Annotated in this window: 18 protein-coding genes; 13 read left to right on the forward strand and 5 right to left on the reverse strand. The window is 42.1% G+C overall.

Going from position 1 to position 20109, the window contains the following annotated elements; all coding sequences use genetic code 11:
- Nucleotides 1-35 precede the first annotated feature (35 nt).
- Nucleotides 36-335, forward strand: a complete 300-nt coding sequence (gene ihfA / locus ABYB02_RS06255; protein ID WP_011328574.1) for an integration host factor subunit alpha — start codon at nt 36-38, stop codon at nt 333-335.
- A 41-nt stretch (nt 336-376) separates the two neighbouring features.
- On the opposite strand, the gene ABYB02_RS06260 is transcribed toward ihfA, so the two are convergent.
- A complete protein-coding gene (locus ABYB02_RS06260) occupies nt 377-1177 on the reverse strand; it encodes a DUF2989 domain-containing protein (RefSeq protein WP_372761603.1) in 801 nt (266 codons plus the stop codon).
- Nucleotides 1178-1376: 199 nt separating this feature from the next.
- On the opposite strand from ABYB02_RS06260, the gene ABYB02_RS06265 reads away from it, so the two are divergent.
- The 7 genes from ABYB02_RS06265 to ABYB02_RS06295 all read left to right on the forward strand — a co-directional run bounded on the left by ABYB02_RS06265 (nt 1377) and on the right by ABYB02_RS06295 (nt 10124).
- A complete protein-coding gene (locus ABYB02_RS06265) occupies nt 1377-2819 on the forward strand; it encodes a glyceraldehyde-3-phosphate dehydrogenase (protein ID WP_372761604.1) in 1443 nt (480 codons plus the stop codon).
- A 176-nt stretch (nt 2820-2995) separates the two neighbouring features.
- Entirely contained in the window at nt 2996-4123 is a 1128-nt protein-coding gene (locus tag ABYB02_RS06270; protein WP_372761605.1) for a M14-type cytosolic carboxypeptidase, read from the forward strand.
- A gap of 357 nt (nt 4124-4480) precedes the next feature.
- Nucleotides 4481-5983 carry an alanine/glycine:cation symporter family protein gene (locus ABYB02_RS06275; protein ID WP_372761606.1) on the forward strand — a complete coding sequence of 501 codons (1503 nt, stop codon included), beginning with the start codon at nt 4481-4483 and terminating at the stop codon, nt 5981-5983.
- A gap of 196 nt (nt 5984-6179) precedes the next feature.
- Nucleotides 6180-6506 (forward strand): hypothetical protein, encoded by a 327-nt coding sequence (locus ABYB02_RS06280; protein ID WP_372761607.1) that lies wholly within the window; start codon nt 6180-6182, stop codon nt 6504-6506.
- A gap of 1 nt (nt 6507) precedes the next feature.
- Complete coding sequence (locus ABYB02_RS06285) at nt 6508-6789, forward strand: YeaC family protein (protein WP_372761608.1); 282 nt, start codon at nt 6508-6510, stop codon at nt 6787-6789.
- Entirely contained in the window at nt 6779-9460 is a 2682-nt protein-coding gene (locus ABYB02_RS06290) for a DUF349 domain-containing protein (RefSeq protein WP_372761609.1), read from the forward strand. Before ABYB02_RS06285 ends, ABYB02_RS06290 begins: the two co-directional genes overlap by 11 nt.
- Before the next feature lie 97 nt (nt 9461-9557).
- The gene (locus ABYB02_RS06295) at nt 9558-10124 is read left to right on the forward strand and encodes a DUF1439 domain-containing protein (protein ID WP_372761610.1); all 567 of its coding nucleotides are present in this window, start codon (nt 9558-9560) and stop codon (nt 10122-10124) included.
- A gap of 124 nt (nt 10125-10248) precedes the next feature.
- On the opposite strand, the gene ABYB02_RS06300 is transcribed toward ABYB02_RS06295, so the two are convergent.
- On the reverse strand, nt 10249-11169 hold the full coding sequence (locus tag ABYB02_RS06300; protein WP_372761611.1) for a M14 family metallocarboxypeptidase: 921 nt from the start codon (nt 11167-11169) through the stop codon (nt 10249-10251).
- 250 nt (nt 11170-11419) lie between these two features.
- On the opposite strand from ABYB02_RS06300, the gene ABYB02_RS06305 reads away from it, so the two are divergent.
- Entirely contained in the window at nt 11420-13528 is a 2109-nt protein-coding gene (locus ABYB02_RS06305; protein ID WP_372761612.1) for a UvrD-helicase domain-containing protein, read from the forward strand.
- On the opposite strand, the gene ABYB02_RS06310 is transcribed toward ABYB02_RS06305, so the two are convergent.
- Nucleotides 13512-14105, reverse strand: coding sequence for a hypothetical protein (locus ABYB02_RS06310; RefSeq protein ID WP_372761613.1), 594 nt, complete (start codon nt 14103-14105; stop codon nt 13512-13514). The two genes, ABYB02_RS06305 and ABYB02_RS06310, sit on opposite strands and share 17 nt — an antisense overlap.
- A 257-nt stretch (nt 14106-14362) precedes the next feature.
- On the opposite strand from ABYB02_RS06310, the gene ABYB02_RS06315 reads away from it, so the two are divergent.
- A complete protein-coding gene (locus ABYB02_RS06315) occupies nt 14363-15928 on the forward strand; it encodes a cyanophycinase (RefSeq protein WP_372761614.1) in 1566 nt (521 codons plus the stop codon).
- Nucleotides 15929-16014: 86 nt separating this feature from the next.
- Here the strand turns inward: ABYB02_RS06315 and ABYB02_RS06320 are convergent, their stop codons facing one another.
- Nucleotides 16015-16413 (reverse strand): YkgJ family cysteine cluster protein, encoded by a 399-nt coding sequence (locus tag ABYB02_RS06320; RefSeq protein ID WP_372761615.1) that lies wholly within the window; start codon nt 16411-16413, stop codon nt 16015-16017.
- A gap of 160 nt (nt 16414-16573) precedes the next feature.
- On the opposite strand from ABYB02_RS06320, the gene ABYB02_RS06325 reads away from it, so the two are divergent.
- Nucleotides 16574-16822, forward strand: coding sequence for a hypothetical protein (locus tag ABYB02_RS06325; protein WP_372761616.1), 249 nt, complete (start codon nt 16574-16576; stop codon nt 16820-16822).
- A gap of 140 nt (nt 16823-16962) precedes the next feature.
- On the opposite strand, the gene ABYB02_RS06330 is transcribed toward ABYB02_RS06325, so the two are convergent.
- Entirely contained in the window at nt 16963-17844 is an 882-nt protein-coding gene (locus ABYB02_RS06330) for an SDR family NAD(P)-dependent oxidoreductase (protein WP_372761617.1), read from the reverse strand.
- A gap of 195 nt (nt 17845-18039) precedes the next feature.
- Here ABYB02_RS06330 and ABYB02_RS06335 point away from each other — a divergent pair, with 195 nt between their 5' ends.
- Nucleotides 18040-18540 (forward strand): nuclear transport factor 2 family protein, encoded by a 501-nt coding sequence (locus ABYB02_RS06335; RefSeq protein ID WP_372761618.1) that lies wholly within the window; start codon nt 18040-18042, stop codon nt 18538-18540.
- A gap of 497 nt (nt 18541-19037) precedes the next feature.
- Nucleotides 19038-20109, forward strand: a 1072-nt coding sequence (locus ABYB02_RS06340; RefSeq protein ID WP_372761619.1) for an integrase arm-type DNA-binding domain-containing protein, incomplete at its 3' end; no start/stop codon positions are given.

The following is a 20109-nucleotide window of genomic DNA, read 5'->3' on the forward strand; positions in this document are numbered from 1 at the left end:
GCCGAACAGTTTAATGCATCGTTGAGGGACTAGATATGGCGCTTACTAAAGCCGACATAGCTGAACACCTATTTGAAAAACTCGGGATAAATAAAAAAGATGCCAAAGATTTAGTGGAAGCGTTTTTTGAAGAAATCCGCTCAGCGCTAGAAAAAGGCGAGCAGATCAAGCTCTCTGGATTTGGTAACTTTGATCTTCGAGATAAAAAAGAAAGACCGGGACGTAATCCGAAAACAGGGGAAGATATTCCTATTTCGGCGCGTCGCGTTGTGACCTTTAGACCCGGGCAAAAACTTAAAACCCGAGTAGAAGTGGGCACCAGTAAAGCAAAATAACAAAAGGCAGCGTAAGCTGCCTTTTTTATACCCTGCAGTTTTTAAAATTCTCGCGGCGATACAAATTCGCCATTCTCAATTTGCTCAAAGGTTTTGTACGCGAGGGTATCTAAACTTGTTAGGTTAATGCCGCTGTCAGCTAACTGCTGCTCTATATCAAATATATCAATATTTTCGACGCCTGCCAGTTGCGCTACCTTTGCAAACACATAGGCATGTTTAAACTTATCGTGTTTATAAAATAGGCTGATAAGCGCTTTAAACACTTCGGCATCAGGCTTTTGCTGTGCTTCATTAAGTTCTAAGGTTTTATAAAGTAAATTAATCGCCTTATCATCATCAAATTTTATATAGTAAGAAGCTAGAAATAGCTGCATTTCTGCGCTTTCGGTAACCTGCGGATCATTTTCTAGGGCTAATAATTTAGTGAGCGCGTGTTGATCATTCTTACGTGACCAATGGTAATACAGTAAGCCGGGGTGACTGGTGTTGGTGGTTTCTTGATACAGGCGTGTCATTTCTTTTACGCTGGTGAGTTGCCCTTCAATGCGGGAGGTCTTTTTTTCTTTTAATTTAATGTGCTCAATTTTAGCCGCTAAGGTAATGCATTGATTATAGGCTTCAAAGTTTTTCAGTAATTGGTATTTGTTTTCATCAGTAGGCTGATTATATTCCGCATAGCGTTGCAGTATCGTCTTTGAGCGCAGTGCTTTACAGTGGCTATCTTTATTTAAATCAGTACAAAACCCAGGCGTTTCTTTACATACTTGCGCTAAGGTAAGGGGCTTTTCACAGCCGCTAAGCGCCACTATCCCTAGTAATGTTATGAGTCTAACCACCATCTGCATCCCTTAATGTTATTAAATTAATGTTATTCTAACGCAATCATTTAACGCCTAACAGTAGAGAATAAAGCCAGATTAAATTAGAATAGGGCGGTCCGCTAGGTATGTGGGTATTTTAAGGGAGGCAATAAACTCTCTTTCAATCGTTGCATCGCCTAGGGCTATCCGTTCAAAATGTTTAACTTAGGTAAATAAAATGACCTCATCTCACGAGTTAGAATACACAAGTAGCTGGCAAGAGCGCCAAGATTATGCAGAAAGCATGCAACCAATTATTGGTAAGCTTTACCGTAGTCGTGGTATTGAAATTGCTGTTTATGGCCGTCCTCTTGTTAATGCAAGCACCATTGACATTATCAAAGCTCACAAATCTGTTGCGCAGTTTGAAGGGTCAAAATTACGTTTACGTGAAAGCTTCCCGTTTCTAGAAGCGATTAGCAAAATGGATTTAAACTCTGCACGTATCGATATCGGCAAGCTTGCTTATAACTATTTGTATAATGACGCTGCAAATGGTCGTTCTGTAGAAGAATTTGTTAAAGATGAATTAGCAGAAATAGCTGATTCTCCAGCGACAGAGCCACGTGACGTGGTACTTTACGGCTTTGGTCGTATTGGTCGCTTATTAGCCCGTTTACTTATTGAAAAATCAGGCCCACATGCCGATTTAAACCTACGTGCAATTGTGGTACGTGGCGGCAAAGAGGGCGACCTTGAAAAACGCGCTAGCTTATTGCGCCGCGATTCAATCCATGGCCCATTCAATGGCTCTATCACCATTGATAAAGAGCGCAATGCTATTAAAGCGAATGGTAGCTACATTCAAGTAATTTACGCTAACTCTCCAAGCGAAGTTGATTACACTGCCTACGGTATCGATAATGCACTAATTGTTGATAATACCGGTATTTGGAAAGATGAAGCAGGGCTTGGTCAGCATTTAGAGTGTAAAGGTGCAGCAAAAGTATTATTAACAGCGCCAGCGAAAGGGAATATCAAAAACATCGTATACGGTGTAAATAACCAAGATATTTTACCGGAAGATAAAATTGTTTGTGCTGCAAGCTGTACCACTAACGCCATTACCCCCACACTTAAAGCCTTAAACGATAAGTTTGGTATTAAAAATGGTCACGTTGAAACAGTACACTCGTACACTAACGATCAAAACCTGATTGATAATTACCACAAAGCTGATCGTCGTGGCCGTGCGGCTGCGCTTAACATGGTTATTACTGAAACAGGCGCTGCAAAAGCTGTTTCAAAAGCACTACCAGAGCTTGAAGGTAAATTAACCGGTAACGCTATTCGCGTACCAACTCCTAATGTGTCACTGGCTATTTTGAATCTTAATTTAGAAACAGGCACATCGGTTAAAGAGCTAAACGCGTTTTTACGCGATGCTGCACTGCACTCTGAGTTGCGTGACCAAATTGATTACACCGCATCAACTGAAATTGTATCTACCGATTTAGTCGGTAGCCGCTATGCCGGTGTTGTAGATTCACAAGCAACTATTGTTGATGACAACCGTGTCGTACTTTATGTTTGGTACGATAATGAGTTTGGTTACAGCTGCCAAGTGGTACGTTGTATGCGCGATATGGCTGAAGTGTCATTCCCAAGCCTACCGCACTAATTAAAGTGTACTAAATTAAAAAGCCAGCGTTTGCTGGCTTTTTTAATTATCAATATTTTTAAAGCGTAGCGCTTATGGTACGCTTTAAGTCATTAGATACGGCTTGTTGTAGCGTACTTACATCCTGGCTATTTATGCAGTCCAGAGACACTTAGTCAACTTATAGGTTTTTTGTCATGAAAATCAGTAGCAATTTCGACAGTGGTAATATCAAGGTTATTGATGCCACCGATCCATTAAATATCCAGTTAGAAATTAATAATGATCACCAGTCTGAATTTTATCAGTGGTTCCATTTTCGCCTAGAAACCACGCCTTACCAATTACATAAGCTAAATATTAATAACCTAGAAAAATCAGCTTATCCAGATGGTTGGGTCGACTACCAAGCAGTGGCATCGTATGATCGCCAAACCTGGTTCCGCGTACCTTCAAGCTATGAAAACGGCACCCTCAGTTTTGAAATAGAGCCAGAATGCGGCAGTGTGTACTTTGCGTATTTTGCGCCTTACAGTTACGAACGTCATTTAGATTTACTCAGCTGGGCACAAAGCCAAGAAATCTGCCAATTAGAAACACTCGGCGAAACGCTTGATGGCCGCGACATGAGCGTGCTTAAAATAGGTCAGCCAAGTGCCGATAAAAAAACCATTTGGATCACTGCTCGTCAGCACCCAGGTGAAACCATGGCCGAGTGGTTCGTGGAAGGGTTAATACACAAGCTACTTGACGACGAAGACCCACATGCCGCAGCATTGTTATCAAAAGCGGTGTTTTATATAGTGCCAAACATGAACCCAGATGGCAGTGTACGTGGGCATTTACGTACTAATGCAAAAGGGGTTAATTTAAACCGTGAATGGCAAACGCCAAGCATGGAAAATAGCCCAGAAGTGTACTTAGTACTTAATAAAATGCGCGCGACCGGCCTAGACATGCACCTTGATATTCATGGTGACGAAGCTATTCCGTATAATTTTGTTGCGGGCAGTGAAGGTATTCCAAGTTACGATGCACGGTTAAAAGACTTAGAAGACAGCTTTAAAGCCGCGTTGTTAACCATTACGCCAGAGTTTCAAGATACGCATGGCTACGATAAAGACGAACCAGGTCAAGCTAACTTAACAGTAGGTTCATCAGCAACCGCTGAAGAATTTAAAGCGCTGACTTATACGGTAGAAATGCCATTTAAAGATAACAACGATTTACCCGATCCTGATTATGGTTGGTCAGATCGTCGCTCATATCAATTTGGCCAAGATACTTTAGCGGCTATTCTAAATGTCGTTGACAACTTAAGATAAAACACGTGTTTCAAAGGGTATCAATAATATTGATACCCTTTTTACTTTTTTGGCTAAACCGGCCGTGCTAAAAAATAAATCATAGACCGAGCAGAACGCTTAAACGTTTTAAATAGCTCTGCTTGCTAGATTTAATAGGTATGGTCTCAATCAACCTGCACTTAGTTAAACGTTATCCCTGTTCCTATAATTAGTTGTTTTGAAAATTAACGGTTAACAAGGTTGGGCACTTAAGTTAATATCGAACGAACAATAAGACAGACGAACAAGGTTAACCCCTTATTTCGTAAAGCTTATAACTGGTATTCTGAGTAGCAGAGTATTGTAATAATAATAAATATAACTATGAGGATATTCATGGAAGCTTTTGTAAGCGCCGTTAATGATGTTGTTTGGAGTAATGCACTCATCTATTTATGCCTAGGCGCAGGTTTATTTTACTCAGTATTAACTCGATTTGCTCAAGTTAGACATTTTAAAGAAATGTGTAAGTTATTATTTAGCCCTAATACGTCAGCAAAAGGGATCTCATCTTTTCAAGCTCTTGCTGTTTCATTATCTGGGCGAGTAGGGGTTGGTAATATTGCGGGTGTTGCTGCGGCAATAGGCTTTGGTGGCCCAGGCGCAATTTTTTGGATGTGGGTTGTTGCTTTTTTAGGTGCAAGTACTGCCTACGCAGAATCCACATTAGGCCAGATTTATAAATTAGAAGAAGACGGGCAATACCGCGGTGGCCCAGCCTATTATTTTGACCGTTGTTTAGGGCAAAAATGGCTGGCTATTTTATTTGCTATCTCGGCAATTATAGCCTGTGGTGTTTTCCTGCCGGGTGTGCAAGCCAATGCTGTGGGTAACGCATTCACTCAAGTATTTGGTGATGGTACGCTGGTGTCTACAACTTTTGGTGACGTAGGCAGCTTTAAACTTGTTGCGTTGGCGATTATTCTTATTGTTTTAGCGTTTATTATCTTCGGTGGTATCAAGCGCATTGCTAACTTTACACAAATAGTAGTGCCATTTATGGCGCTTGGTTACATTGTACTCGCCTTAATTGTCGTATTTATAAACTTAGACAAAGTACCGGGTATTTTCTCACTTATTATTGGTGACGCATTTACAGCTCAAGCAGGCTTTGGTGCTGCAATTGGCTGGGGTGTTAAGCGCGGAATATACTCAAACGAAGCGGGTCAAGGTACTGGCCCTCATGCTGCGGCTGCGGCAGAAGTTGATCACCCTGCACAGCAAGGTTTAGTACAAGCTTTTTCGGTTTATGTTGATACGCTTTTTGTATGTACAGCAACGGCATTAATGATTTTAATTACACAGCAATACAATATTGTCGGTGAATTACCTGCGGGTCAGTTTATTGTGCAAAACGTTGATGCGGCAACTGAAGTGGGCTCAGCTGCATTTACTCAAATGGCGTTGTTTAGTGTATTTGGTGGCTTTGGCGAAGCGTTTGTAGGCATCGCTTTATTCTTCTTTGCTTTTACCACAATACTTGCTTATTACTTCATTGCAGAGACTAATATCGCGTATTTGAATCGCTACTTTAAAGGCAGCATTCCGCTTGTTGCGGTAAAACTCGTCATTATGTTTATGGTAGCCTACGGCATGGTTAACAGCTCTGGTTATATTTGGACTATTGGCGACATAGGTGTTGGCTTAATGGCGTGGATCAACATAGTGGGTATTTTAGCCATTTTCTTTGTCGCTAAACCGGCCTTAACTTGTTTGAGCGATTATGAACAACAGAAGAAAAAAGGCGGAGAAATCATCTTTGATCCAGTAAAATTAGGGATTAAAAACGCCACTTTCTGGGAAAAACGGCTGGAAAAGCAGTCAAAAAAGGCTGAATAACCCGCACTATAAATCACTTCAGCGGTTATTGTTCTGGGCGTGTTTATCGCCCTTAGGTTGCATGAAGTTAAATTACCTAAGCTTAATAATCTAAAATGATTTATTGGGTCAAATTCAAAAAAGACAACGACCAATAAAACACGTACAATAAAAGGCGCCGCAAGGCGCTTTTTTTATGCGTAGTATGGAGAAATGTATGGCGATTATTCGTTGCCCCAAATGTGCAAAGTCAATCTCAGATAAACACCCGCAGTGCCCGCATTGCGACAGTCATGTTGCCGAACTAAATGATGAGCAAATTCAGCAACTTCAACGCGAGCAGCGAATTAAAAAGCAGCAAATGTTTATAAATCACTCATTTTTAGCACTGATCCTATTTTTAGGCGGCTTTTTTTGTTTGTACTTCTTACAACCGCAAGAAAAAACACTCGAGTGGTATGCGTACACCATCGCAATTGGCGTGGGCTGTATTTGGTATCTTATTAATCGTATTATTTTAGTGACTTTAAAAAAGAAAAAATGACATGAATATCGACAATCTAGTACAAAATATTACCCCAGAACTGTTTGAACGTTTGCAATATGGTGCGGCTACGGGCAAGTGGCCAGATGGCACGCCGTTATCAGATGAGCAAAAACAGCAAACTGTGCAATTAGTTATGTTGTATCAGGCTAAAGTTGCACAAACCAATGAACAATTTACCATAGGTACTAATGGCGAAATGGTCCAAAAGACAAAAGCGCAATTACAGAAAGAATTTAACGCAGACAACGAAATAGCTAGGTTTAGTGAACATGATCTTTAAGCACCTTTTTACGCCAAAATGGAAACACCCAAAGCAGCAAGTCCGTCTAGATGCCATTGAAAAGCTAGATGTACAACGCGACGCAACAATATTAAGCGCCTTAGCATTAGACGATAACTCAGCAGAGATCCGCCGAAAAGCACTGCAAAAAGTAAACGACTTACCACTGTGGTGGCAAGCATATAAACAAGATAACGCGTTAAAAGACATTGCAGAGCAGCATATATCTTCAGCGGTGCTTAATAATGAAAGTAGCCTACCTGAACCAATTAAAAATGAGTACATCGAACGCTTTGCCCCAGTAAAAACCCTTGAAAAGCTCGCCTTTGCCGAAAAAGAGTTACAAGTACGGGTTAAATTATTAAAGCGTTTAGCAAATGCAAAGCTCATCGAAAAAGCGTTTAAACAAGGCAGCGAAGAGTTACAAGTGCAATTAGTTGAGCTGGTTATTACGCACCAGTTAGTTAAAGCTGTTATTAAACATGCACAGGGCAGTGCCAAAGCCGCTCTTGAAGCGCATACTGAAAATGCCCGTTTAGCGCAGCAAATGCCATTACAAGTACAAAACGAAAGCCGAGTTATTTTGGCCAAGCTTAATGCTCTGCGTGAAAAAGGTGATTATGCCAGCGTGAGTCAGCAAATTAGTGATTTAACCGCGCAATGGCAACAGCTAGAGCTAAAGTGGCTAGATGCTGAACATGCTAAGGCTGTCGCTGAAAAGTATACCCAGCTAACGCAAAAACTTGATACTCATATTGCGCAATTGCGTGTTGAGCATGAAAAACAGCAACAGCAACTCGCGCTACAGCAGCGTCAATTATTGGCACTAGCCACACTTGAAGCACTGAGCGAAGAAATAGACAACGCATTACAGCTGGGCTTAGAAACGCCGGAGCAAATTCAGCAAGACTGGTTAAATGCCAAGGTCGCGCAAGCACAACAAGCACTGAGCGAAACCGACATAGCTGATAATGCACAATCTGCCAAAGTAATTAACAAGCTACAGCAGTTATTTACCCAAGTGGCTAAATTGCCAGAGCTTAGCAACGCAATTACACAGTATAAGTTAGCCTTTGCGAGCTTAAGCGAAATCAAACCAGCCGAGCAGCTTGACCAATATGATCAACAATTAACGGCCTTTAATACTGCTTTTAAAGCGGCACGTAGTCATTTAAATGTGCTGGATAGCGAGCGTCAGGGCACGTTTAAAGCGCAGCTTAACGCACATAAAAAACAATTTTTAGCAGCGATGAGTGAGCTGACTAAACCACTGGAAAAAAATCAAAGCCAAGCAAAGCGCAAAGCACGCGATGTAAAACGGCTCATTGAAGAAGGCCGATTTAACGTTGCATTTGGTGTGTTTAAAGGTTTTGAAGAGCTATTTTCTACCTTAACAGAGCAGTATCAGCAGCCGCTGGTTAATTTAAAAGCTGACTTAGAAGCACAATTAGCCGAAGCAAAAGATTGGCAAAAATACGCCGCAGCGCCAAAACGCGCCGCTTTGTTAGAAGAAGTGAGTGCATTAGTGGGCGAAGAATGTACTGATCCACAACAACGTGCAGATCTAGTGAAAACATTACGTAAGCGTTGGAATGAGCTGGGGCGTTTAGAGAGTGACGAAGAAAAACAACAAGGCGAGCAGTTTGATCAACAAATTGAGCTATTGTTCGCACCTTGTCGTAGCTACTTTGCCGAGCAAGAAGTGCAACGCGAAGCGGCTAAGCAACAACGAGAAACCATTATAGCCCAAATGCAAGCATTGAGTGAGCAGGCTGCAGATGAAGCAGCAATAGACTGGAAGCAACTTGAGAGTCAGTACAATCGTATTAATAAAGCATGGCGCAGTGCTGGCAAAGTCGATCCGAAAAGCTACCGTGTGTTAAATGACCGCTATAAAGCGCAGCAACAACACGTGTTAGCGGCGCTAAGTGCGTTTCATAAGGGCAATGCGGCACTAAAAAATGCATTAGTTGAGCAAGCGCAACAGTTATCACAAAGCGATGACTTAGCCACCGCGTGTGAACAATTAAAGCATCTACAGCAGCAGTGGCAAACGATTGGTTTTGCCGGCTTAAAGGCCGAAAATGCGTTATGGCAAAAGTTTCGTCAATTTAACGATGAAGCATTTACTAAGCGTAGTCGTGAATTTGAGCAGCAAAAACTTGAGCAAAACGAAAGCGACCAACAGTTAGTCGCCGAGTTTAGTGAGCTTGAAGCTGTGGTTGGCCAAATAGACGACAAAGCACAGCTGCATGACTTGCAAGCAAAAGTTAATGGCTATAAGCAAGTTAACACGTTATCGTCTCGCGTCAGTGCGTTACTTACTGCAATAGACGATAAAATAGCTGGGCTGACCATAAAAGCTGAGCAGGCAAATTTAGAAGCACTGTTTAGCGCACTTGAAAACAATGCAGCAATACCGAATCAGTACCAAGTGGCAGTTAAAACCTCATTAACTGCCGCCCAACTACTGACACGAATGGAAATATTAGCCAATGTACCTAGCAGCGATGCGGCGCAGCGAATGGCCGAGCAAGTAGCCATGCTTGATGATAAGCATCGTGGCGAACACGCTGATATCAGCTATTATTTAAAACAGTTATTAGCGATAAGTGCAGGGTCGGTGAATGCTGACACCCTAACACGGTTAAAGGCTGTTTTTGCAGCTTAAGGTATGTAACCCATTTAGGGCGCCTATCTTGATAAAAGCCGCTGTGTAAGCGGCTTTTTTATAGCTACTTTTATTATCATTATTGAGTGAGTTTTGTATGAAAATTTTACTGTTTATTAGCGCACTATTTTTAACCGCCTGTAATACGACTCAGGGGCTATCGCAAGGGATGTCGGCGTATTCATTTAGTAATGCAGATGTTGAGTCGTTATTACAGCAACAACTGCCAAAATTGAGTGAAAAATTAAGTTTAATGGGCTTACCGGTGGAGTTTAATGTAAACGATTTAAGCGTGAATATTGGCCCAGAGAACCGTGATGTCGTGGTGCTTGGCGCTGACTCAATCGCTAATATTAATGCGTTTGCATTAAAATACCCGGTGCGTTTAAAGCTACAAATAGAAGGCAGCCCGTTTTACGACAGTGAGAAAAAAGCGGTATTTTTACGTAATATTAATCTACTCAACTCAAGTGTAGATGCGGGGGGCTATCAGGGTAATTTAGCGGCGCTTGATGAGCAAGCGATGGAAATTATTAACCGCTTTTTAGCCGTGAACCCAGTGTACAAGCTCAATATGAGCGACCCTAAAATAGCGTTGTTAAGTAAACTGCCGCTGGATATGCAAGTGGTAAATGGGGCAATTAAACTAGTACCTCATTTTTAACACGATAAATAAGGCCGTTATTAACCCAACGATTTAATATGGCTGTTAATAAACAGGGGTAAATACCATGCAGTGTATTTACCCCTGTTTTAAATGAAAATAGAGTATTAAAACAAACGACGTATTACTCGTTGCTTTGTAAAATATAATCTAACGCGGCGTTGATCACCGCGACCTGCGCTAAAATACACTCTTCGTCGCTTGCCGTTGGGCTGTCTGGGTAAACTTCGGTGGTGGTTACATATGGCGCATTGGTAAAGCCCATGCATAGCCCTAATTCGCGCGCTGCGTAGTTGATCACCCCAAACTGCTCTTGTGGTACCCCAATCAGCTGGTTGTTTTCATCACTTGGCGCAATATGCGTGACCTTCGCCACGGCATCAATAATCGCTTTTTGAAACTCTGGCTCTGGCTTGGTGCTATCGGCCACTAAATAAAAGCCATCGGGAATGTTCCAGTTGGTGTTTACTTTGCCGTCACGCGCGGCAAGTGCGGGGCGAAACTCGCTATTATCTGAGTCGGTTGTTTCGTGCAAATCTATATGCGCAACGAGCTCAATTTGCAGTGATTTTACATACGCCATAATCGCCGCCGACTCTTGTGCGGGACTGCCCTCATAAAACGAGCGGTTTGGATCAACGGCGTCTGGGTTCCAACGATTTATTGTTTCGTAGCCCCAAGGGCTAATGCACGGGGCAATAATTAAGTTAAAATGCGTCGCATAGTGTTGTGCCATGGTTTTAGCAAATCGCAGTGCGCCATGTACACCACTGGTTTCGTAACCATGTACGCCGCCGGTAATTAAAACGGTGGCTTTGTTTGCATCAAAATTAGCGGTTTTTAGCACGTACAAAGGGTAGCTACCCGCAGCATAATTTAGCTCACCGTATTGCTGTACTTCTAGCGTGTTGTTAAGTTCATCAATTAAAGTAACTACTTCTTGTTGGTAACTGCGCTTTATGTTTTGTTGGCTGAGCCAAGCAGCCTTATCGTCGTCGTTCCACTTTTTACCGGGGGTGCCAATCGGGTATCTGCTGGTTGTCATAATAAACCTTATAGCCATTACAGTTAGCCTGCTTAAAACAATAGGCGTTAACTGCAATGGGAAACATTATGTAAGAAAAGCATAGCTTAACGCTGTGTAAAATATCGCGCAAATTAAAACGACAGCGTGGTGTATTATATTTTTAACCAAACTCGCTATGTTGCTACTTTATTACCCAATAGTTATATTAAAAGGTTTATAAAAGAATATGTTACAATCGTTTTATTGCAATATTTAGAGTATCAGTAGTATGGCGCAGTATATTGCCACAGCAAGTTGGTTAGGGCGCTTTTTTAGCCGTGTTAAGCAGTTATGTTTAGAAGAACATTGCTTAGTGGTGGCGTTTAATGATGCCAGTAGCCAGTCTTTTTCGCTCAGTGACTTTCGCTCTTTTTCGCTATTAAAACCCCGTTTATTTAGCGCTAAACTGCAATTAGCTGATGCTGCTAATACCCGCATCAGCTTTTTACATAAAGCTGATGCGGCAGCATTAAATCAGGCTATTAACCAAGCTGTTGCGCTGTTACTTGAAGAAAAAATTACCAATGCCAAGTTACTATTAAAGCAGGTCGCGTTAGATGAGTATTTACGCGACAGCAACATTCCTCGTTTACACAATGAGGTATTCGCTTTGAGTGCAAGTTACCAGCAAAACAGCCACGTTTGGCAGCAATATTTATCGCCAAGCAGCATTAAATTTTTAGCGGTATTGGCAACTGCTGCAGATAAAGACACAGCAATCGCGCAACTACGGACTAAGTTTGAGCGCCAACAACTTAAGCAACACAATGAATTTTTTAATAACGTAGAGTCAAACCCACTGACTAAAGAGCAGCGCTTAGCGGTTATTCGCAACAACGATAAAAACTTAGTATTAGCTGCCGCCGGCACCGGTAAAACATCGGTTATGATTGCTAAAGTGTTGCATTTAGTTGCTACCAAGCAAGCCACAGCCGAGCAAATACTGCTACTTGCGTATAATAAAACGGCCGCCGAGGAGCTTAAAACCCGTTTTAAGCAGCGCGCTGAGCAAGCTAACTTGGCTTGCCAGCCTCCCGCTATTTTTACTTTTCATGCATTAGGGCTGCAGTTGCTGCAGCAAGTGAATCAACGCTGCGAAGTATCGCCGCTTGCCACAGATCACGCTGCGCTTACGCGTTGGTTAACGCAATGGTTAACCGAACAAATGTGTACAGCGCCCGCATTTTTACAGCGCTTTATTACGCTACTCGATAAACCAATTAATACTGCTAACAGTCCGCGTAATGCCGCGCAATTAGTGGCATCACTCACGCAGTCGGGGCAGCTGAAACACGAAGTTGATAAATATATAAAATGTTTACAAGCGATCAGGGCGGAGCAACTAACCAACAGCGACATTGCACAGCGTATAAGCCATGCTAAACACCCCAATCAGCGTGCTGCTACGCAGTTGCTTTGTGCCATTCACCGTGCGTATCAAGCCGAGCTCAGCGCACAGCAGCTAGATTTTGATGACATGATTTTACGCGCAACTCAGGCGGTAGCAAAGCGACAAGTCAAGGTGCCGTGGCGTTACATTTTAGTAGATGAGTTTCAAGATATCTCAACGGCACGAATGGCGTTATTAAATAGTTTAATAAACCAGGGGCCACAGGTGCGCTTTACCGCCGTAGGCGACGACTGGCAAGCTATTTACCGTTTTTCTGGAGGCAATTTAGCCCTAACCACGCGCTTTAATGAATTGGTGGGGAGCCACTCGCTCACTGTGTTACAAAAAACCTTTCGCTATAACAATAGCATTAGCGATGTTGCGGGGCGCTTTGTGATGCAAAACCCAGAGCAATATAAAAAACACATCACCACCCAACACCAGGTTGATGCGCCGCAAGTTATTTTATTAGATAACTTAGTCGACGGAAAAAAGTCGCTGGCACTCAAAACGCAGCACACCATCAGTATTATTCAAAGCCAGCATAAACATGCCAGTATTGCGGTGTTGAGTCGTTATCGCTACACACTTAATTTACTGCAGCAGCATTTTGCAACGCAAGCGAAAGCGACAAACGTGACGTTTTTAACGTTACACAGTGCTAAGGGACTCGAGGCCGATTACTGTATAATAGTGGGCTTAGAGCAGGGTAAGTTTGGCTTTCCAAGTAGTCAGCAAACGGATCCGTTATTAGAATCGTTATTGCCCCGTCAAGACAGCTTTGCTGATTCAGAAGAGCGGCGTTTGTTTTATGTTGGGCTAACTCGTGCCAAGTATAAGGCCTACTTAATTGCGGACGCGCAGCAGCCATCGGTATTTGTTAAAGAGCTGCTGCAAGAAAATTATGCCATTGATATTGCCTCTAATGCGTTTAACTCGGCGAAGTAGCTAACAGCTGATGTTGGTACAAGTTAGCAAACTGGCGTTTATGTTGCTCAAATAGGTAGGCTCTTAATTGCTCTTTGCCTTGCTGAATATGAATGATTTTAGCCGCAATCCCCTGTCTGTTTTGCCTTACGGGCTCTATATCCATAGCAACCTGCTGTTTATTAGGTAAGGTAAACTCAAGATGGTGAATTTTTGCCAGGGTTTTCACTTTACCTGCGGCGTTGGGTTTTAAAAAAATACCGGTACTGGATATTGATTCAATACTGAAGTCTTGATTTTGAATATTTAATTGCTGCCAACGCCAGCTACGTTGTGTACCTTGGGTATCAATGACTTCGGGCGCAGTTAAAATAGGCGTTAACTCGCCGCTACTATTGATTTTTAGCTGCAGCGGAAACCACAGTTGATAATGCGCCACTTCAGCAAGCAGCGTTAACTGACTCTGCGTTAATAACTGAGCAATGCCGGTGGGAATATTCGCTTGCAAAGTGAGCATCGCGTTAGAGGGCGACAGGGATGTTTGCTCTGACGTAAATAATTGCGATATAAAATCGAGCTCTTCTTTAGAAAGATCCATGCGTCACCTTTCTAGCGCCTAAAGAATAAGCGTAAGTTAAACAATATTTTTGCTCAATAAACAGGCTGTTTAATTTTGTTTAGTGAGTGGTTTGCATTGATTACTGAGCACTTTAAAATAAACGTTCAAATTTTAATAAATGAGTAGCATAGGTTTTATTGAGTTACTGATTGGTTGCTATGGGTGGCATGATGACATATTTTTTTCAACTGAGTAGATTACTTCGCGTAACAGGTGTTTTAGGCTGTGCTTTTAGTTTGAGTTTTTCAACGAGCATAGTGGCAGCAGAGCAAAGCCAAACACTCATTTTAATTGGCAGTGAATTAAACAGTTGTAGCCGTTTAGCGCCGCAAAACTGTGATGAAAACACGCAAATAGCGGGTAAGTCAGCCCCGATGTATAGTGTTTCAAAAACACAAATTAGCCATATTCGCCAACAATGGCCGAGCACGAACCAACAAAACAAAAATAACACAGCGGCAAGTTTATTGGCTCTTGCAGAAAAAGCCGCACAGCCGATGACTAAATCTGAACTGTTATGGCTCTGGCGCGATATAGATAATGCCCAACTAAATAGCTTGTCAGTACAAGAATTCAATTTTGTGTTTGATATGCTTGAGGTGCCTGCAATTAACCATCAACAGCAACGTTTAACGGCGCACCATAAAGCTAGCCTAAAAAATCCCAACAGTGCCAACGAAATTATGCAGTTTATCAACGGCAGTTTAAAAGTAGCCAGTGCAACACCCAGTATATTGACCATTACTGCCGCTAATCGCGATCCTTATGCGGCTGCCGATGCCAATCAGGGGCTATTCGACATTCGCGGTGTTACTAGTCAATGGCTGGCGTTAACTCCGGCGTTGGCTAAAGCGATTAGCAGTAATCGTTGCGAGCAGTTGCCGGCGCTTAGGCACTCTGAAATGCAACTGTATAACCGTGAGGCGATATACTCGAAGTATACTGAGGCCGAGTACAACCTGTGTAAGCAAGGTATTGAGGGGATTGTTGCGCTTATTAACAACAGTACCGGCGTATATTTTAATGGCGATGAGCAAGCTGCGCTGCGCCGCATTCTGTTTGACGATAACAATCAAGCCTATCCGTGGACGCACGCACTGCAAACGCGCCCAGTGATAGTGGCAAGTAATGGGGCTACTGCAATGCAAAGTGGCGGCAGTAACCCCAGTGGTAAAGTCGCTTCAGTGTTAGCAGGATCAAGTTTATCGGCACTTAGAGCCGATAAACAAGATAGCCTGCGTTTTCAGCCTGATGGGGGCTTAGCGACATTTGATTTTGGCGTATTAGACACTCAGTTTAGTGAGCAAAACCGCACCTTTAGGCTCGCAACAATACTTGATAAAACGCAGCAACAGCATGGTTTTGGTATTGATAGCAACACGGCGCTGGTGGTTATAAAATCAGCTACAGGTAATGTTATGACTGTGATAGGTAATAGGGGAGTAGTGCATTTAACAGCCCAAGGTAAGCAGCAATACAGTTACTCATATTGGCCAGCAGGCAGTGTAATTGATATTAATGATCATACCTTTTCACTCAGCCAGCGTAGCATTAGCCAGGCGCTTGCCCCTATAAAAATACCGTCACTCCCATTGCAGCGCTTTGGCAGTATATTAACCGCGGGCAAATTACGCTCACTTACGCAGGCGATGTGTTTAAGCCAGGAGAAAAGTGCCGTTGCGCAGCAAGATGAGTTTTTAATTAGCCTCTTGAAAACAAGCAATAGCGGCTATTATCGCATTAATAACAGCCAATATGGCTGCGCTATTAGCAAGTTAGCGCTTAAGGTGAGTCGCTTTTAAAGTGCATGCTTAACACACCTAATTCATAAGTTACTGAGGGCATAAGCGGCGTGTGCGCGCAATACTCTCAGTAATATTGAGCGGCGCTAATAACCGGCAGGGCGAGAGTCTTGCATAATAAAGTCTAACTGTTGCTGCGCTTTAGTAGGCTGCGACAAATCGGTAATTTCAATCATTTCGCATTCATCGTTGATCATTTCACTAATGAGGCTTGGGTAATGACGGCAATCTTCGGGTCTGTCTAAATAAATACTGCAGCTGTATTTAGCCGGTGCCTGCGGGTTACTGTTGGGCTCAACTTCTAAAAAAGGGCAGCGAGTTAGCTTAACATTTGCGATAGGATCAAACCATATTTGCCCATTGTTAACATAGGCAAAAATCTCTGGGTTAAACAGCTCCCATAAAGCAATTTCCTCTGTAGTGGCGGCAAGGTCGCCCCCGCCATATTTGATACAACATTTACCGCATTGATTACAGTCTTTCATTGTGCGCCAGCTAGGGTAATAACGAAAGCCGTAGTGTAGCAGTTATATTCATACCGCGGTGGCGAAAAGGTTTAAGTTTTTGTTTAGGATCTATAAAATAGCAGCCAGTGTAAATGTAAGTACTTCGCCTCGCGCAGTGCATAATTCAAAGGCGATAACCATGAATAACGAGCAAAATGTAATTGATAACTTAGCCGAACTTGAAAACTTTTTACTGAAAGTTGAAAACGGTGGATTTGGTTTAACTGGCGTTGCCGGCGTGGGTATGGCCACCAACAATGCCGATGGCAGCCGCTTTGTTGCGGTATTTAATGAGCAGCAACAATTATTGTTAGCACGCGGCATAACCGAACAAGTATTTCAGCAAGGCCAAGATATGGTGCGAAACGGCGTATCAAGAAAGCACTAATAGCGACTAGTATTGCAGTAAAGCACAGCTATAACTCATTGCTTTTTTTAATGAAAAATCTATGAATGAAGTAGATTAAGCTATTTTCGTACGAGTAACAACGGCCAAAATTGCGGCTGTCGTTACTCAGCCGACATAGATTAATAAATCACAGCTGGGTTAGGCTCGTTCGGCGCTCCTAACATATCGCGATAAGAGGGTGGTTGTAAGCCATCCCGATCAGTAATATTAAACCGCTTTGCTATTTCAGCAGCAATCACCGTGTGGCCATTTAGTTCATCATTTTTGCTATCATTAGCAATCGCATACACAATCTCGCCGATAAACTCCGGTGACTCTGCGGTTGCCATAAACTGTTGATACTGCTCTTGATCGAGTTTGCCAGCAATGGCCGAACGCTCGGTTAATAATGGTCCCATCCAAATTGAAACAGCCCGCATACCGGTGCCTTTAAAGTCAACCGCCATATCATGCGCTAACTTATCTATTCCGGCCTTTTGCGCACCATAAGCGGGGCCATGAAGGTAACAACTTGCGCCAAATGAAGAGCCAAATATAATTAATCCACTGTTTTGTTTAGCCATTAACTTAGCTGCATGCCAACTAGCGACATACGCGGATCGCAAGCCAACATCTAATACTTTAGCGGCATCCAGTTCTTTTAGCCAAAATGGTTTTTGTTCAATTAATTGCTGGTGGATAAACGTGGCATTATTAACCAAAATATCTAAACGGCCTTGCTCTTTCTCCACTTGAGAAAATAAGGCCGCGGTTTGCGCATCATCACTATGATCGCACACTACGGCGATACCTGTGCCGCCAGCTAGGTTAATTTGCTCAGCGGTTTCATACACTGTACCTGGTAACGCTGAGCCATCCCACCCGAATGCTGAGCCACTTTGTGTACTGCGCCCAGTAACATACACAATCATCCCTTTTTTACCTAACGCTAAAGCAATGCCTTTGCCTGCACCGCGACTAGCACCGGTTACAATGGCAACTTTTGCTGTTTCCTGTTGCATGATTTCCCTCTATTTAAAAGTCGACACTCTATAACAGTTGTCTTAGGTTGAAGCGGCTAAACATATGTGTGCATTAGCCTTTAAAACTAAATATTACATATAGTTAATATAATGAGTTTGCTATTGAAATTAGCACGTAAAGCATTAGTATAAAAGATGAGTTTAAAATTTAACCATAACAAACAAAGGAATGTCATGCAGCAGTTACTAACCACAGCGCAGCGCTTAGCGCAACTCGAAGACAAGCAAGCCATATTAGAACTAAAACACCGTTATTTAAACGCCTGCGATGAAAAGCAGCCAGATCAGGTATTAGCGTGTTTTGTTAGCGGTGAAGTAGACATTGATTTTGGGCATATAGGCCAATTTAACCGTCGTGAAGCGTTTGTTGCAGTTTATAAAGAGTTAGGCTGCCACGAACATATTGTAGATATGCACCACGCGCAAAACCCAATGTTTTTAAAGCTTGGGGATAACCACGCCAAAGCTAAAGTGAGTTTACGTTTTCAAAGCATTAATACCCAAGATAAGCTGCACGTGCAGCTAGGCGGCTACTACCTCGACGAATTTGAAAAGCAAAGTGACGGGCAATGGTTGATAAGCAAAAGTGCGTTTACCATCAATTCGGTGAGCATTAGCGACTTTTCAGGAGAGTACAGCAAGGTAGTTTATAGCGGTAATTGCATGCCAAAGTAAGTTTTTGAATTAAATTTTAATAGCTTAAATTATATAAAGGGAAATTATTTTAATAGCGACATTGTCTTAAATTACACTTTCATAGAGGGCGCAGTGCTGTACTTGATTGTAAATTGATGTTGCTAAAAATATAGCATTTGCAAAAATGAGCGCTAATTTTTCTAGGCAATTAGCGGGTTTAACAATTTACTTATCAAAGCAATAATCAGTCTTATATGTGTTAGTTAATCGCTAGTTTAATATTGATGAAATTATCATGATTAATTTTGTAAAAGGAAATTTTATGAGAAAAAAGATTTAGAAGGGATTTAAATGGTCGGTATGGAGAGATTCGAACTCTCGACCCCTGCCACCCCATGACAGTTTTTGTCATTGTTTTGTTTAATGTTTTGTTTTAACTATCTGATTTTATATAATTTGTTATTTCACTGAGTGTCTGTTTATTTCTCAAGGTTAAGCTATAATGGCTACACATTGGCTACACGCTCGGTTTTAACATGGCAGATTTAACTTCTATTACACAAGCTAAATTATCAGCATTCAAAAAAAATGCGACACCACGACAGCAGCTAGGGTGCGATAAAATATCAGGCTTCTTCTATTTAAAACTTTCCCAAGGTGGCGCTTGGCGCTTGCGATATACCGACCTATTAGGTAAACGCAGAACTGCCACTATTGCCGATACAAACACCAAACCTAACCAAGCAGCAGCAGAGGCTATCTCATGGAAGGCCAAATTACAAGAGGGAATTGATCCACTTTCTTATAAAGAGGAACTTGCCCAAACCCAGCGAGAAGTAGAACAACAAAAAGCGGCCAATGTATATTTAAAGGTTGGGGTATTTTTTGAGTCCATTTATACCCCGCATAAAATAGATAATTACAGATATGGCGCAGGTACTTTAAAAGGTATTAAGCATAACTTTTCGCACTTATTTGATCGCGATATGGATAAGCTAAATAGTGCTGATATTTTAGAGTGGTACAACAAGCGCAGAAGCAAAGGCATTATGCGTTCAACGCTAATAAGAGATTATGGCGCATTTAAAGCCATGCTCAACTATGCTACTCAACCTTTAAGGGGAGTGAGTGAGCCGATTCTAAAAGTTAATCCTATTAAAAACTTTACGTTGCCTGCGCTTACAATTAAAGAGCAAGACGCGTTAGAAGCCCATAACGAGAAGCTAAGCCACCAGCGCGATATATTCAGCGATAAGGTTAAACAGCAAATAAGTACGGGGTTAGCGCTTTACTCCGATAGCTTAAAAAAGAAAAGACGTTCAAGTATAGCCCACGGTAAAAGTCATCTAATAAACTTAGATAATTACACTTACCCGCACTGGTTTATTCCTTTTTGCCATATTGCTCGCTTAACAGGTATGCGCCCATCTGATATTTACGCTTTAAAATGGGAAAACTTACTGTTTAACCAATTTAATAACCAAACCACACTTACCTTTACGCCCAGTAAAACAAAAAAAGCAGAGAATAGCCGCAAAATTAAGTTTCCAGTAACAGGAGAGCTTAAATATGTTTTTGATAACTGGGCAGCACAACAAGAACAGGCTA

The organism is Pseudoalteromonas sp., from assembly GCF_041613455.1.
Lineage (GTDB): Bacteria > Pseudomonadota > Gammaproteobacteria > Enterobacterales > Alteromonadaceae > Pseudoalteromonas.